Annotated in this window: 25 protein-coding genes and 1 tRNA gene; 19 read left to right on the plus strand and 7 right to left on the minus strand. The window is 57.9% G+C overall.

Annotation, left to right across the window (positions count from 1 at the left end):
• Positions 1-284 precede the first annotated feature (284 nt).
• Together JYP46_RS21820 and JYP46_RS21825 are read left to right on the plus strand one after the other, a co-directional pair.
• Positions 285-677: a helix-turn-helix domain-containing protein gene (locus JYP46_RS21820; RefSeq protein WP_328850924.1), complete on the plus strand. Its 393-nt coding sequence runs from the start codon at positions 285-287 to the stop codon at positions 675-677.
• Positions 678-771: 94 nt separating this feature from the next.
• Positions 772-975, plus strand: coding sequence for a hypothetical protein (locus JYP46_RS21825; RefSeq protein WP_206549340.1), 204 nt, complete (start codon positions 772-774; stop codon positions 973-975).
• Positions 976-986: 11 nt separating this feature from the next.
• Here the strand turns inward: JYP46_RS21825 and JYP46_RS21830 are convergent, their stop codons facing one another.
• From JYP46_RS21830 to JYP46_RS21855, 6 genes are all read right to left on the minus strand, one after another.
• The gene (locus JYP46_RS21830; protein ID WP_206549341.1) at positions 987-1610 is read right to left on the minus strand and encodes a hypothetical protein; all 624 of its coding nucleotides are present in this window, start codon (positions 1608-1610) and stop codon (positions 987-989) included.
• Positions 1611-2339: 729 nt separating this feature from the next.
• Positions 2340-2624, minus strand: a complete 285-nt coding sequence (locus tag JYP46_RS21835) for a hypothetical protein (RefSeq protein WP_206549342.1) — start codon at positions 2622-2624, stop codon at positions 2340-2342.
• A complete protein-coding gene (locus JYP46_RS21840; protein WP_206549343.1) occupies positions 2621-2911 on the minus strand; it encodes a hypothetical protein in 291 nt (96 codons plus the stop codon). Before JYP46_RS21840 ends, JYP46_RS21835 begins: the two co-directional genes overlap by 4 nt.
• Positions 2904-3098 (minus strand): hypothetical protein, encoded by a 195-nt coding sequence (locus tag JYP46_RS21845; RefSeq protein WP_206549344.1) that lies wholly within the window; start codon positions 3096-3098, stop codon positions 2904-2906. Before JYP46_RS21845 ends, JYP46_RS21840 begins: the two co-directional genes overlap by 8 nt.
• A 5-nt stretch (positions 3099-3103) precedes the next feature.
• Positions 3104-3592 carry a hypothetical protein gene (locus tag JYP46_RS21850; RefSeq protein ID WP_206549345.1) on the minus strand — a complete coding sequence of 163 codons (489 nt, stop codon included), beginning with the start codon at positions 3590-3592 and terminating at the stop codon, positions 3104-3106.
• 67 nt (positions 3593-3659) lie between these two features.
• Positions 3660-4379 (minus strand): XRE family transcriptional regulator, encoded by a 720-nt coding sequence (locus tag JYP46_RS21855; protein WP_206549346.1) that lies wholly within the window; start codon positions 4377-4379, stop codon positions 3660-3662.
• A gap of 50 nt (positions 4380-4429) precedes the next feature.
• Between JYP46_RS21855 and JYP46_RS21860 the strand changes: the two genes are divergently transcribed.
• The 15 genes from JYP46_RS21860 (at position 4430) to JYP46_RS21930 (ending at position 12418) form a co-directional block, all read left to right on the plus strand.
• Complete coding sequence (locus JYP46_RS21860; RefSeq protein ID WP_206549347.1) at positions 4430-4630, plus strand: helix-turn-helix transcriptional regulator; 201 nt, start codon at positions 4430-4432, stop codon at positions 4628-4630.
• Complete coding sequence (locus JYP46_RS21865; protein ID WP_206549348.1) at positions 4627-5193, plus strand: HNH endonuclease; 567 nt, start codon at positions 4627-4629, stop codon at positions 5191-5193. The genes JYP46_RS21860 and JYP46_RS21865 overlap by 4 nt, the downstream gene beginning before the upstream one ends.
• Positions 5190-5828 (plus strand): hypothetical protein, encoded by a 639-nt coding sequence (locus JYP46_RS21870; RefSeq protein ID WP_206549349.1) that lies wholly within the window; start codon positions 5190-5192, stop codon positions 5826-5828. Before JYP46_RS21865 ends, JYP46_RS21870 begins: the two co-directional genes overlap by 4 nt.
• A gap of 420 nt (positions 5829-6248) precedes the next feature.
• Complete coding sequence (locus JYP46_RS21875; RefSeq protein WP_222474279.1) at positions 6249-6581, plus strand: hypothetical protein; 333 nt, start codon at positions 6249-6251, stop codon at positions 6579-6581.
• Between the two features lie 145 nt (positions 6582-6726).
• Complete coding sequence (locus JYP46_RS21880) at positions 6727-7452, plus strand: hypothetical protein (protein WP_206549350.1); 726 nt, start codon at positions 6727-6729, stop codon at positions 7450-7452.
• A gap of 88 nt (positions 7453-7540) precedes the next feature.
• Entirely contained in the window at positions 7541-7906 is a 366-nt protein-coding gene (locus tag JYP46_RS21885) for a hypothetical protein (protein WP_206549351.1), read from the plus strand.
• Entirely contained in the window at positions 7903-8193 is a 291-nt protein-coding gene (locus JYP46_RS21890) for a hypothetical protein (protein WP_206549352.1), read from the plus strand. The genes JYP46_RS21885 and JYP46_RS21890 overlap by 4 nt, the downstream gene beginning before the upstream one ends.
• A gap of 17 nt (positions 8194-8210) precedes the next feature.
• On the plus strand, positions 8211-8471 hold the full coding sequence (locus JYP46_RS21895; RefSeq protein ID WP_206549353.1) for a hypothetical protein: 261 nt from the start codon (positions 8211-8213) through the stop codon (positions 8469-8471).
• On the plus strand, positions 8464-9063 hold the full coding sequence (locus tag JYP46_RS21900) for a hypothetical protein (protein ID WP_206549354.1): 600 nt from the start codon (positions 8464-8466) through the stop codon (positions 9061-9063). The genes JYP46_RS21895 and JYP46_RS21900 overlap by 8 nt, the downstream gene beginning before the upstream one ends.
• A complete protein-coding gene (locus tag JYP46_RS21905; RefSeq protein ID WP_206549355.1) occupies positions 9060-9332 on the plus strand; it encodes a hypothetical protein in 273 nt (90 codons plus the stop codon). The genes JYP46_RS21900 and JYP46_RS21905 overlap by 4 nt, the downstream gene beginning before the upstream one ends.
• On the plus strand, positions 9329-10321 hold the full coding sequence (locus JYP46_RS21910; RefSeq protein ID WP_206549356.1) for a phosphoadenosine phosphosulfate reductase domain-containing protein: 993 nt from the start codon (positions 9329-9331) through the stop codon (positions 10319-10321). Before JYP46_RS21905 ends, JYP46_RS21910 begins: the two co-directional genes overlap by 4 nt.
• Positions 10318-10764 carry a hypothetical protein gene (locus JYP46_RS21915; protein ID WP_206549357.1) on the plus strand — a complete coding sequence of 149 codons (447 nt, stop codon included), beginning with the start codon at positions 10318-10320 and terminating at the stop codon, positions 10762-10764. The genes JYP46_RS21910 and JYP46_RS21915 overlap by 4 nt, the downstream gene beginning before the upstream one ends.
• Before the next feature lie 768 nt (positions 10765-11532).
• Positions 11533-12048 carry a DUF305 domain-containing protein gene (locus tag JYP46_RS21920; protein WP_206549358.1) on the plus strand — a complete coding sequence of 172 codons (516 nt, stop codon included), beginning with the start codon at positions 11533-11535 and terminating at the stop codon, positions 12046-12048.
• A tRNA-Met gene (locus JYP46_RS21925) sits at positions 12039-12113 on the plus strand. Before JYP46_RS21920 ends, JYP46_RS21925 begins: the two co-directional genes overlap by 10 nt.
• Before the next feature lie 74 nt (positions 12114-12187).
• Complete coding sequence (locus tag JYP46_RS21930; RefSeq protein ID WP_143088133.1) at positions 12188-12418, plus strand: hypothetical protein; 231 nt, start codon at positions 12188-12190, stop codon at positions 12416-12418.
• Between the two features lie 27 nt (positions 12419-12445).
• Here the strand turns inward: JYP46_RS21930 and JYP46_RS21935 are convergent, their stop codons facing one another.
• Complete coding sequence (locus JYP46_RS21935) at positions 12446-12661, minus strand: hypothetical protein (RefSeq protein ID WP_206549359.1); 216 nt, start codon at positions 12659-12661, stop codon at positions 12446-12448.
• A 168-nt stretch (positions 12662-12829) separates the two neighbouring features.
• Here JYP46_RS21935 and JYP46_RS21940 point away from each other — a divergent pair, with 168 nt between their 5' ends.
• The gene (locus tag JYP46_RS21940) at positions 12830-12982 is read left to right on the plus strand and encodes a hypothetical protein (RefSeq protein ID WP_206549360.1); all 153 of its coding nucleotides are present in this window, start codon (positions 12830-12832) and stop codon (positions 12980-12982) included.
• A gap of 711 nt (positions 12983-13693) precedes the next feature.
• Positions 13694-14152, plus strand: coding sequence for a terminase small subunit (locus JYP46_RS21945; RefSeq protein WP_206549361.1), 459 nt, complete (start codon positions 13694-13696; stop codon positions 14150-14152).
• Positions 14153-14248 lie beyond the last annotated feature (96 nt).

A 14248-nucleotide genomic window follows, 5' to 3' on the forward strand; every position in this document is an offset into this window, starting at 1 on the left:
TTCTTTCCGTCCACGTAGACGGCATCCACCGAAACCATTGGGACGCCCGCATCCAGTTCGACGGAAAGCTCAACCTCGCATTCCAGGTCGTAGACGACGCCAATTCCAAGCTTCTCGTCATGGATCGTATGGCAGAAGTCGTATCGGCTCATCGTTCTCTTCCTCTCCATCGTGTCCGGCAGATCGGCGCGGGGTGCGCTTCTTCGTGCTGGGAATGTGAGGGAATTTGTCAGATGGCAATTAATGTGTCAACTGGCAAATTGCCGATTGGCAAATAATTGAGCGTGGTTTATAGCTGGCGCATGCTTAAGCGCAACGACAACGGCGAAGCTGCCGCAGAATTTTTCGACAAACGACGACAGTGGCGCAGCTATCTATCCACGCGCGCCGACCTATCGGATCGCGGTTTTCGCGTTGGATATTGGCTGTCTGACCGAATGAATGGAAATGATCAGTGTTGCTGGTACACGGTCGGGCGCGTTGCTCATGAAATGGGAAAGAGCAAGAGCTACGTGAACAGGGCTATCGCGGAATTGCGTGCAAAAAACGTGGTGCTGGTGATCGAGGAAAAGGGCAAGCCGAACACCTATTTTCTCCACGCCCCCTTTTTTTTGACCCCTGTCAAATCTGACACACCTACCCCTGTCAAATCTGACACCCAAATATATAAAGGCTAATTTCTAAAAGGTTATTCTCCAATAATATAGGGCTCTGGAGAGGGAGTATTATATCTCTAGGGCCCTACTCTCAAACGTAGAAGTGAAGGGCGCTATGGGCGATCAATTCTGGCTCGCCGTGATTACATTTTTTCTGATGGTTTCTTCTGGGACGATCTTATGGGCTGTGCGTGAAGTGTGTCGATACATCCGCCTTCTGCAGTCGATGATTGCGGACGCGCGCAAACTGGGGTTGCGAACGCCGCCGTCGAACAGCAGCGATAGCCATCAGTTCCAAAAGGTGTTGCCCAAGGGCTGAGCCGGCGGTCGTCAGGAAGCCGGGTGATGCTTTACGGATCGTAAGATGGATACAACGGGGTCCCGCAAGGGCTCCCAGATGTTGGCGTAAAACGGGCGCATCGTTCCTGAAATCAGATAGCTTAGACCGAGGAATGGCAGCGCAAGAATGATCCAACACATGATCCACGTCATTGCGATAGGGTGGTTCCAAGTTTCAAGCGCTATCACGTGATCATGCAGTTCGCGCCGTCGAGGGTGATTCCATAGCCGCCCCCGGCGCGGGTCAATGCCTTCGGTCAATTCGATACTTTCGGCGTAAATTCGATCTGCACTCTTGTCGAACCGCTCAACCGTCTGGTCGTAGCTCTCTTTTTTCCAACCTTCATAGGCTCCGAGCGCAACCGCTCCAAAAATGGCGAATGGCGCGAATGGGGCGGCAACGAAGAGTTCCGATCCGTACGAACGCTCGGTTTCGGACCTCAGGAGTGCCTTGTCCTCGCGCGACAGCGGTGCCTCACTGGACATTTCTTCGACAAGATCGAGAAGTCGGCGACGTGTCCGTCTTAGGACCAGAGAAGAGACGAGCGTGATGCCCCCGCAGATCGTCAAGATCGCGAGTACCCAAAATCCGGGCTCCCGGAACAGGTCAATCATCTTCATCTCCTAAGTGCTTACGGCGAAATTCCTGCAGTCTGTACGTATCAGCGGTCGCCAGTTCGGATATAAGGTAGCACATGAAGTGAACCAACAATACCAACCCGACTGCGATCCTGTTTTGGGATAAGAAGCGGTCAACCTGGCTTGAAAACCCGAATATCGCGAAAAGCGTTAGGGGGGCGCCGCCTTGAGCCACTAGAGCAAGAAGGTATCTGCGAAAAAACCATCGCATCAGCCAGCGCACAGGTCTGCCCCCTCAAATTTCATTTCCCTATCTCCCCTCCCTATTCGCTTATGACGCGACCAGCAGCTTGAATACTGCGTAGATAATCCATGCGAAGGCGGTAGCCATGACGACGCAAATGAACAGTAATAGCCAGTTCATTTCGCGCCGCTCGAATCTGGGTGGAAGTCTTGCCAATTTTCCCCTCCGAACTTGCCGCAAGACGGGCTCAGCAATTAAATGGAATTGTAGAAATCCCAAAAAAATGCAGCTGCGATCACGGTGCCAACAAGAAACATAAACCAGTTCATCTGGTAGCTCCCTCATCTTGCCGGTTGAGCATCGAACCGTATTTCTGCCTATTCGTATTTCAATCTAATATCAAATTGAATGCCCAGTAGAGCGCAAGCAGTGTTCCGGTCGCAATCAGGGTGTATGCAAGTGTCTGCCAGTGATTTGACGCTTTGAACGATACTGTTCCGGGTGTCTTTCTGGGTTGGCGTTCACTCATCCTCATCATCGAGTTCGTTGATCTCGATCAGACCGGCGCCGATTCCCCAATCCAGAATGATCGCGTTGACGGCTTCGTCTCGGCTCATGTCGTTTTCCTTCGCGAACTCGTCAGCCAGATCCGCGACCTCGGAAATTAGGGTGATTTCCCCGGCTTTGACGAGCTTGCCTTGAAGGCGCAACGCCGCCCGCCGCAACAGCACCTGGATCTCGATAGGCGTGAAGTCGTGTAGCGTCTTGGCCGCTTTGAGGAGTTCGTCAGCGAGCTTGTCAGTCACGGCTCGTCGCCTTCATTATTCAAGTCGTCGATCTCTATAAACCCCATACTGATTGCCCAGTCGCGGAGAGCCAGATTTGCGGCATCGTCACGGGGTATGGCATGGGTGGCTGCGAATTCATCGATCACCCGTGAGATTTCGCGCTCGAGAATAGTTGTGCCGGGGAGTTGGGTGCGATTGCCTATGCGCAGCGCCGCCCGGCGGAGCAGAACCTGTACCTCTGCATGCGTCAGGTTCTCGATATTGTCAGCGGCGTCGAGGAGCTTGGCAGCGAACTTATCAGCCATGGCTCTCGCCTCCCTCTCGAAGGCGCGCCCACTCTTCTGGCGTCTGCGCGGCCTTGAGAACGATGTCGACCTCCGGCAGGAGGCTTTCCCACATTGGCCGGCCTTCGAACTTCGTGTTCTCTGGCAGGCCACGGGACGTGCATAAGGCGCGGGCAGCGCGTTCGCGGGGAGGCTTGGGCTTTCTCATGACGCCTATTTTCCGCAGAGTGAACGCATTATCTCGAAGGTCTGTTTCGAGCCAACCGACGTAAAGACGCCCTGTTTCTTCTCGGTCCGGAATGGTACGTCGGCACCGTCCGCTGCTTCAAATATCTCGACAATTGAGGCGGAATCTTCGGTGCTGGCGATAAGCCTCTTCCCAAAGTGAGGAACCTCGCCGACCGTGAATGTGAAATCCAGGGTCTGGTCCCCATGGCGGAATGTCGCCTTCGCGGTTTGAACGAACATCATGAAGCGCTCGGGCTGGAAAAACGACACCAAGTCGCCCGACGAGGCGCATGCGAAAGCGATCAGTGCTTTGTCAAACCCGTCACCGGATTCAGACATCATCGCAAGCGGCAAAACGCTTTTGTCGAAAGTGTCTTGGCGGAATTGAAGGCCCCAGCCTTCCTTCATCTCTTCGCTGATGGCTGTTGTTGTGCATGCCGCGAATAGCGCGCCGGCTAAGATAAGCCGCTTCATTGCAATCCCCCGCATGAATTCCCCCATTACCTTTTCGCAATATGACCGCATACGCGGTCGATAATCGTCAGCCTCGCCACTGGAACCAAGCGACGACGCGACCGTAAACGCGGACCTCTTCCCGCAGTAGCTCATCCTGCCCGTAGCGCTCATTGTCCGAGATGATCAGGATTTTGTCAGTGCGCGGCACGAGTTTGACGCGCTTGATCATCAGGCCATCACCGTAATCTAGCGCGTAGATATCTTCGGGGGACGGCATCACGTGGGAGGTGTCGATGAACGCGAATGACCCGCCCGGCAGTGTTGGCTCCATGCTATCGCCAGTTACCGGCATGGCGTAGATCTTCGACATGTTGCGCCAGCCGGCTTTTACCGCGTCCGGGAAGCTCCAGAAGCCATCCGAGAAATCCGAATAGACCTCGCCATTGTCGTTGGCGAGAACGCTCAGAGCGCCACCTGGGCCCATTCCTGCATGGATCGTGAAGTTCGGGATGTCGCCGCGCTTCTTTCCGGATGCCGAAGGTATGTCCTTCGCGCGCTCCAAGTCCTCCGGCGCGAACTCGTTTGAGATTTCCTCTGGCTCAACCTTAAGTGCCCGCGCGATCTTCACCGCGTTCTCGAGGCTCAGGCCGCGTGAGCCTGCCTCAATTCGGGAGAGGTAACTGGTCGAGATGCCCGTCAGTTCCGCAAGGTGTTCAAGCGTCACTTCACGGGATTTGCGGATTTTGCGAACCTGATTTGCCATCATGCGGTTATTCGCCAATTGGCAAAACTGCGCCACCGCCATGTGGCAAATTGCCAGTTGACAATAAGTTTGCCACATGGCAAGTTTTGGGCATGAAACTCGAAACGTACCTTTCCGAACGGGACATGAAGCCCTCCGCTTTTGCGGTCGAGATTGGCGTTGCCCCCTCGACCATCACCCGCATTCTCCGCGGCGAACGCTCGCCGGGGCTCGATCTCGTTATGCGCATTCTTCGTGCGACTGACGGGAAGGTCAGCGTTGAGGATTGGTACAACGCGGAGACAGCGGCATGAGCGACCTCCAGCCAACCACGTTCAAGCTCCGCGCTTTTGCTGAATGGATCGAAGCACAAGGCGGCAGTGTCGATGCCCCCACCAGCGAGTGGGAAGTTCTCCGCTACCGTCTCACCGGCAAGTCGCCCCTGATCATCTACCGCAACAAGAAGGGGAAGCTGACGGTCTCCGACGAAACGAGGGCGGATTATCGCCAGTTCCTCGATGAGACCGGGGCAGGGGGCGAACAGGCCATCCAGAAGATGCGCCGGCAGAACGGCGCGGCTCTGCGCAATTCGATCATTGACCGGCTGGAGCGGGAAACTGGCTACGCCTGCTGCTGCTACTGCGGGCAATTCGTCACGCGTGAAAGCTCGACGCTCGAGCATTTCGTTCCGATCTCGAAGGGCGGGCCGAACCACGAGTTCAATCTCGGCATCGCCTGCGAGCCCTGCAACCTGGCAGTCGGAAGCAAGCCCGTTGTCGAGAAGCTGGTTGTTCGTGATCAGATCCGGGCCGCGGTTCAAGATATCGCTCCGTGGGATGATTTCGACGCGCGCACCATCATGGGAGCCGCCGCATGACCTCCCACCAGACACAAGAACGCCGCGCTTCTCTCCTCCCCAGCGCGGCTACAGCCGAGGGGGCTACCCGGTCCCCCCAAGACGCCCCCTCGGCACTCATTCGCGAAGCGACGGATTTCCCCGGCCCGCACTCTCCCACGGTATCCGGCGGCATACCGGGCACACCAAGCAGCGATGCTCTGCGGGCGCAAAAATCTGGCGGGACCGGATTTCCCGTCAGAGGCCGGGACGCCGAAGGCGTTACCCATCACCGCAAATCGCTGCGCGCCGCCAACGAACTCACAGACTCCCTTGGGTGTGGCGGGGCTCCGGCTTCCAGCACGATCTTTGGGTGCGAGACGGTATCCAAGGGCCAGCCGGCCGGCATCTCGCGTCCTCTCGATGACAGATTGGAAAATCGAACTGTCCAAGACCGGCCGGCGCGCAATCATGTCGAAGGCGTCACCGCATGGCATTTGAACCTCAAATGGACCGTGGCTGATACCGACCTGATGCTTGCAGCTGCGCGGCGCGGTCAGACGCCAACCCAGATCGCGAGAACCATCCGGCGCGAAACCGGCAAGCCCTGCGCTCCCCATGAGGTTGAGCGCGTTCTGAGAAACGCTGATGTCCCGTTCGCGGAGCAGTCCGCATGACGTTCCTCGCCATCTCCCTCTATCTCCTAGGCGTGATTGGCGCGGTGGCCTCTGTAGGCCGGGACGCCTATGGGCGGAATGTACCCACGGGCCTCCGTGAATGGGCAGTTTGCGTTGTCTGGCCTCTGGCGGTTGCCGCCGCCATTGCCATGAGCCCGTTTCAGCGGGGGCGCAAATGACCCCCGCAGCGTTTCAGGGAACAAATCGAGCTGACCAGGCTGATGTTGAAGCGTCGTCCTGCTCATTCGTCGTTCCTTTCCTTCCTTTCGAGATCGAGCCCTACAGGCCCGGAAATCCCCGTTGCTACGAGTGTGAATGTAGCGATGGAGGAAGTGCATGTGTGACCGCAAACGGTGCGGATCTGCACCCAATGAGGACAAGCCAATGAGTACGAGTATGGCTGCTCAGGAGGCGTTCCGAATGCTGAACGCTGCAACGAGAAATGAGTATCGCGGATGGGGCGACACCCAGACCGCAGCGCGTGACAGGGCGGCAAGAAAGGCCGGGATTACACCGGCCCAAGCCGAGCGTGTGTGGAAGCACTGGCGTGAAATGAAGTCGATGAACGCGGACGTCTATCGCGGACTTCGAAATGCCTACGGCCATCTCTGCGCACTGATCGAAAACACCGCCGACCGCATCGAGCGGGAAGCCCAAGCAATCGAGGAAAGCAATGCGGCTATGTCGCGCGATCAAGCGGCTCTGGGAAGTAATCCAGCGTCGCCGCAGAGCAAAGAAAGGGAAGAGGCATGACTGAAATGAACTGGCCGGAGGCATTTGCCGCCGTTGGCTTCGCCTTCGCGGTCACCCTGATGGTCTGGTCCGTCAAACGTTAACCGCTGCGCCGGGGCTATCGGCGCACCCTGATATAGGTCAGAGACGAATGCAACAGCTTGACATGTTCGCAGAGCCGAAGCCCGCACCGCTGCCGCCTGATCCGTTGATTGCTCGGCTGGTCGATGCGGGTTTGGCCCACAACGAATATCTTCTGGGCCTTAACCGCGCCATTCAGGTGTCGTTTGGAGAGCTTCCTTCGAGGCTCTTCAACTTTCCCATCGAGTTCGTTGAGAGACGGCGGCAGACAGACGGTCAGAGCAAGCTCTGGCTGCGTCATCCCGACTTCGAGGGATTCCCTGAGCTTGACGCGATTGAGGAAGCGACCGGGACACGGCCGGTCTGGCAGCCACTCGATGAGTTCGGGCGCAACCGGGATATCGGCCCTTTCTGGCATGCGATCGATCTGCTCACGGATGAGCATTTTCACGCAATGCTCGAAACCCGGAACTTCACCGACAAGAGCGCCGTGCTGAATGGGCTCCGCTTCCACATGGACTACGGCGGTCTCTCGATCAAGAACGTCCGCTGCGTCTTGGCAGAGTTCGAATGCGCGGAGCCGCAAGACCGAAGTGCAGCGTTTCTGCGGAGCGAAAGTGTCAGAGTGACGGAAGCACAGCAGGGCAAGTTTGTCGGCATGTGGTCCCGAAATGAACAATCCGTCTGGGCTGCGATCCACGGGCTGGAAGATGGTCTCTTCAAGCGTGATCGAAATGGCTTCCTCCGGTTCTCACCGGCCTTTCTGGCAGAGAAGGAAGAGAGCCTGAGCAAGGCGAGGGCCGCAGCATGACCGAGCGCACCCGTTTCTTGATCGCGAATTGGACCCTGGCCATTGCGGGCATTCTCACCCTTGGCGCAGCTATGTGGGGAGGGGAGTGATGGCACTCATTCTCGACCTTCCATGGCCCAGCAAGAACCTCAGCCCGAACGGAAGACCTCATCGCATGGTGAAAGCCGCATCGGTGAAGAAGGCCAGACGCGAGGCGAGGGCGGTCACGTCATCTCATGCCCGACAGATTGGCCCGATCACCGCTGACGCTCTGTCCTTTCAGGCAACGTTCTCGCCGCCAGCCCGATACCGGTACGACGACGACAACCTCATGGCGTCGATCAAGGCCTACCGCGACGGCATAGCCGATGCGCTTGGAGTTGATGACCGGATGTTTCGCACAATGCCGCCAGTGATTTCCGAACCGGTGAAGGGTGGCAACGTCAGAATTGAGATCAAGGAGATGGCTACGTGAACGAGATTCTTCAGAACCTGATGACGGTGCTTGACGAGGATCACGCGAAAGCAGTGGTCGAGCATCGGGCGGTGACGATCAGGAAGAAGCTGACGCCGTTCGCGGCAAAGCTGCTTGCAAAGCGCCTGTCCGAATGGGGGGACGCGAACGAGGCGGCAGAGATCATGATTGAGCGGTGCTGGCAGGGTTTCCAGGCATCATGGGTGAGGGACCGGACGCCCCGTGTGGTGCAGCAGAGCCCCAGCGACGTGTTCGGCGCGATTGCGAACGGGACGTATCGGCAATGATGGGAAAAAGGAAGTGGGTGGACAGCGTCCAAAAGGGCATAACGGCGGTCGCTGGTCTGGTCGCCATGATAAGCACGGTTTACGGCGGGTTAGCCATGGTCTGGCTGGCAATGAAGGCCCCTGATGCCTTCTCTATCGTCGTGGCTGGGGCGATGATTGCGGCTGCAATCTACAAGCGTCGTCCATCGGAAACCTACAATCTGCAGATGGGCCATCCCGACACAGAGCGCGTCATGGCTGCCGTGTACGACCTTTTGAGAAGGGCGGACAATGACTGATATACGCCCAGCCTCACAGGCGGAGCTCGCAGGAGCCCTGCAACTCTTATTCGATGCCCTCCCATTCCAGCGTGGCAGCAATGGAGAGAACGTTGCGGCCGCATACATCGAGGCGCTGCGCGGTGTCAGCCTGGACGCGATCAAGGCCGGCATCAGCAGGTTCCTGCGCGGCGAGGTGGAAGGCATCAATATGCGGTTCGTACCGACGCCGCCCGAACTGGCGCGGATCGTCCGGACCACGTCTGTACCGACACGGATACCGCCACAGAGGCAGATCCCGCCACGCGTCTCCATGGATGAGATGGCGCGCGCTCGCATGCGTCTGAAAATGCCTCTGTTCAGTGCTGCGCAGAAGGCTGGCCCGCAGGCCCTTGACGAGCTCGCAGCGGCAATCCCCAGCTTCAAGGCCATGTGTGACCTAGCCTATCGCTGGGGTGTTCCAGTTCCCGACATTCTCGCGCGCCGGCCATTGCCAGAAGTGGAGGATCAATGGCGGAGAGCCCATCATGAGGCGCAGGCCGAGATTGAGCGGAACCCGCCACCATATCTGAGAGCGATGCGTCGGAAGCAGTATAGGGAGGCCGCAGAATGAACTGTTTCGCAACCCGCGCCAAGCGCTCTGGCATGGACTGGCACGGTCAATTCCGAGCAGGGGAGCATGGCGCTTGGCAGACGGTCTGCCAAAAGGGCGAGCCCCAGCCTTTCCCAGATGCCCGGTCAGCAAAGATTGCCGCGCAGGCCGCGCTGATCGCCTACATGAATGGCAATTACGTCAGCGCGAGAGCAAAGGCCGAGCACGAATGGCGCGCTGGCACCATTCATCGCGCCGGTAAACGCCCGGTGGAGGTGGTCAAGGCATGAACGTTGCACATGTCGTATCCGTCTCTGGTGGCAAGGACAGTACTGCCACCTATTGCAGAGCAATTGAGCGAGGGCGCCCATTCCGTGCCGTCGCCGCTGACACTGGCAATGAGCACCCCGCCACATATGAGGCGGTGAACCGGCTCCATGAACGGACAGGAGGTCCAAAGGTCGAATGGGTGAAGGCCGATTTTTCAGGTCGCATAGCAAAGAAGCGCACGTTCATCGAAAAGAATTGGGAGGCCCATGGCGTTCCGGCCGATCTCGTTGAGCGCGCCCTTTCGGTTCTGCATCCAACTGGCAACCCATTCCTCGATCTGTGTCTGTGGAAAGGGCGTTTCCCTGCCCGGAAGGCACAGTTCTGCACACAGGAACTCAAGGTCAAGCCGATCGACGGACAAGTCACGCGACCGTTGTTGGCGACGGGCACAAACGTCATTTCGTGGCAGGGCGTTCGCGCCGCCGAAAGCGAAGCCCGGAAACACCTGCCACCAGTCCAGCGTATCGTCGCGCATGACGATCTGCCCGGCCGCTTCTATGTCTATCGGCCTTTACTGCGAGTCGAGAGCGTCGAGGAAGTATTTGGCATTGCAGCTCGGCACGGCGTTCCCGCGAACCCGCTCTATGGCTGGGGCTTGAAGCGCGTCGGCTGCTTCCCTTGCATCAACTGCGCAAAGGCCGAATTAGCGCTGGTGGACAGCCATTTTCCAGAGCAGATCGATAGATTGGAGGAGTGGGAGCATCTAGTCACCGATGCCTCAAAACTAGGATTCGCCACCTTCTTTGCCATCGTGAATGATCCTGTGATGTGTGCCGAGTGGGAAGCGATGGAAGCGGCATCCGATGTCATTCCTCACGGCCTGGCCACGTCAGGCTTCGGCATCAGACGCATGGTCGAGTGGGCAAAAACCGACCGCGGCGGCCGGCAATATTCTCTCTTTGCGCGTGACATTTCGACTGTCTGCAGCCAATGGGGAGCCTGTGAATGATCGACCCACGCGTCATCGAACTTTGCCGGGAATTTAACGTCGAGATCATCCCCGGCACCCGATACCCGGAGGTCGGCCAGACCCGCGCGCCGGACACTCTCCGGCGCATCATCGACCGCTACGGCATCGAGCATGCCCGCATGGTGATGACCACGATCATCGAGGCCGGCAACAACAAGCTCCTCTTGGACAAGGAGGGCTTCTGGATGGTCTCGGACATGGTGAGGCGGTGTCAGGGCATCATTGAGCGTGACGCAAGCGCATGGCTTGAGACCTGGGACAGGATCCCCGGCGGTGAGCTGCAGTTTGTGGCGCAGGAACTGAGGAGCGTTGTCCCGACGCGCTTCGCTCTAGGCGGTATGGTCTATGAGCGCCTGTTCCGCCGCTTCGGCCCAAACGCGGATCAACTCGATATGCTGGATGATCGTCGGAGGATTACATGAACATCGAAGAGATCGCCGAGCGCCTCATCAGGGCGGCAGAGATCGAGAGTGTGGGTAACCGCGTTGGGCCGGCCCCGCTGCGCGCCCAGCAGCTTCCCTACGTCCATTCCGACGATGACATGAGGAACTGGGGCCACAGGCGAGGGGAGCGCCGCAGCCGCGATCCTCTAGCCAACGCCTGCCGTCTTCTCCGTGAGGATGAGGACGCCCATGCGCTCTATCGGCGGGAGTTCTTCGAGAAGACCGAATATACGGCGCGAGACATCTCGGAAGCCGAGGAGGCGCAGGGCTGGTATGCTCTGGTCGACAACGAGGCCAACAGAGCCGCGCTCGCTGCCTGGCCGACCACAAGCGGCTGTTCTTCAAGGACTGGTGCGCCGGTCAGGACATTACGCCGAAGACGGGAAGGGCGCGGAAAAATCGCGCTCTTTCGTCAATTCTTGCACATCTGGCTCGCAGGAGTGTGCAGAATTGCAATAGCTCCCAATTCGAGGGGTTCCCTGTTCCCCCGGAAAACGGGCATATTGAGCCCAACATCGAAGACGAGCGCGCTGAGGAAAGAGGCGTCACGTCATGGGCCTCAGACGAGGCATTCACCAGCTACTTCTCGGACGATCCAGCGGACTTCTCCTGGTCTGATCGACGCAATGAGCGCCGGAGGCAGAGGGAAGCCAAGAAGCGTAAGCAGGAAGCGGCTTAGACCAAACTTGGAACAATCGAACGGCTCACGACTTGCCCCCACATTCGTGGAGAGATGTGGAGGAGAGAATGAGCTATGTCCGCTTCGGCGCAATGATCGCCACTTCGACGCTCGTCATGTTCGGGCTCATGTACCTCAAAACGTACGCTTTCGATCATATCTGGTTCAGCCAAACACGTGCTTGGATGGCCCTCCTGATGGGCGCAACCATGGCCGTGGTGATGCTCTCGTTCATGTGGGCCATGTACAACAGCCGAACTGTCAATATCGGTATTCTGGCAGCCGGTGCTGTCGCGTTTGCCCTGTCGCTCTGGCTGGTGCGCAGTCAGGAGACGGTCGATGACGTCTCCTACATGAAGGCGATGATCCCGCATCACTCGATCGCCATTCTGACGAGTGAAAGGGCGCACATCAAAGACCCGCGCGTTCGCGAATTGGCCGATGAGATCATCGAGGCACAGGTTCGCGAGATTGGCGAGATGAAGTCGTTGATCGCGGATCTTGAGAAGAACCCTGTACCGGATGGTGCGCCCGATCTGCCGGCGCGGTCCACAGACGAGGGATTGGCTTCAACAGCACCGTAGAGCAGTGGTAGCTCGCCAGGCTCATAACCTGGAGGTCGCGCGTTCGATCCGCGCCGGTGCAACCACCGATCACAACTTGGAACCTGGCACTCCGCGATACGTTTTCAGTGCAGCACACCAACCACCACAGGAGGTGATGATGCGCACTCGAACGTACATGACAGGGATGCTCGCGCTTCCGATCAACGCCATGCTTTTTGGAGCGGGAGCCGTGCTGGTTCTCTCAATCCCGGCGCTGTTCTCGATGGCTGAATATCTGCTGCCGGCTGTGATCGTGACTAGTATCGCGTTGACCGTCCCGCTGGCGTGGTGGCTCGCCCCTATGCTGAGGTCTCGCAATCACTATCCCGAGTTCAATCGGAAATGGTAGCTGGTGCGAGGGCAGGGACGGCAGGCTTCAGAGGGTGTCCCGTTCCGGCTCTTGTGAGCTTTTCTGGGACAGGACGTAGAAGAGCACAGGAGCGATGATGACGGTGATCAGGATGGATCGCACAATGGTCGCGGCCATCGAATGGTGATCATCGAAGAACATCACGGTTATGGCGGCCGCTACGTGCACCAGACCGGCAATAAGGAAGCCAAGGAGAATTGCCCTCCATGCTAGTACCAGCATAGGTTTAAGTTCCTGTGTTTATTGGTCTCGCGCAAACGGACCTAATAAACGGCGAACAAATGGCCGCACGCTGCGACAAATGCTCACGGTGGTGATCGTTGCTTCAGAAGAGAATGGATCAGAATGCCCCGGCCATGCGCTGGGGCTTCTCGTATGTGGAGACCTGGGATGCCCATCTGGCTTGGAAACGCGGTCATGTTCGCTGTGGGCCTCCTGATATCGGTGGCCAGTCTGGCTTTCACACTCTTCATGTTCGCCCTGTTCACCGCCCCCTTTTGGAGCATAGGCCTTATCGCCCTGTGGATGGTGGGGCTGATTTGATGCAGTGGCAGCCGATCAGCGAGGCCCGAGACATCCGATATGGAACGGTCGCTGATCTCAAGATGTCGTCGGGCCGGGTCTATCGCGCCGTCTATGGCTTTCGCGGCCAAGGGTGCGCATGGTGGCCGCTGCCCGGTCAGGCAAGGCGAAGCCCAATCGGAAAGCTAGCGCCGGTCGCGTTCGCTGTTCAGGCAGTGGGCAATGTCCGAGCCGGTGATTGGAAAGCTGCAGCAAGCCAGCGTCATGCGGCGTCATGAAGTGGTAAAATCAGTCGGTAGACGGCTTTGTCTTGCGTTTTCGACGTCGTCTCTTTCGAATGGGCGCATTGATCTCGCGAGCTTTTAACAGCGTGAAACTACCAGTTTCACTGGTTTGCGCCCATTTCAGTAGCCCGCCGTCAGGAAAGGCCTTATTCTTTCGGCGCCCCCACCCCGAGAATCCTGCCGAGCTTCCTTGAAGTGAGTGCCCACCAAGGTAGCTCGGATGTTTGTTATTTGCCATCTCACTTCCTTTCTTATGGCAGTAACCAGCATGACGCCTCCATCAGTGAGGCAATATAGCGACCTCGAGATTAGGGTGTGAGCTATGCGAAGAATAGTACGGATTTAGTAGGATCGTATTCCACTCGGCCGCTTCTCGATAGCGTCACCGATAAGGTAAGCGCCGCCCAATACAGAGGCGGGGATTGAGATTGCAGGAGCTATCTGGTTCATGCCCACTCTCCCAAACCCACGCCATGAAGCCTTCGCGCAGGGGCTGGCCAAAGGGCTGTCTGCCGATGAGGCGTACCAGAAGGCCGGCTACAGCCCCAACCGGGGGAATGCCACTCGCTTGAAAGCAAATGAAAGCATTCGAGCCAGAGTTGATGAGATCACCGAGGTCGTCTCCGGGCGGGTTGTCGATAAGCTCACCATTACCAAAGAGCGAGTTGCATCCGAGTTGGCGAAGGTAGCCTTCGCTGACCTTCGGCGCGCTGTGAAGTGGGGGCCGTCTCATCACACGAAAGAAATGATCGATGGAACGTTGGTCGTCTCGTCAGGCGTTACGCTGGTGGACAGCGAGGAGCTCGATAGTGATACCGCAGCGGCCGTCTCAGAGGTCGCGAACACCCGTGATGGTGTGAAAATCAAAATGCATGACAAGCGTGTGAGAACGGCGGTGGAAAACTAGACCACGGTAGCGGCTGGATTGTCCTGCTGCGGGCGGCTGAAAAGTCGTCCACTTTTTCCCTTTTCTGCTTGGCGCAGGGAGGGACGAGGGATCTAC

Origin of the sequence: Nitratireductor aquimarinus (genome assembly GCF_017255295.1) — a bacterium.
Taxonomy (GTDB): Bacteria; Pseudomonadota; Alphaproteobacteria; order Rhizobiales; family Rhizobiaceae; genus Nitratireductor; species Nitratireductor aquimarinus.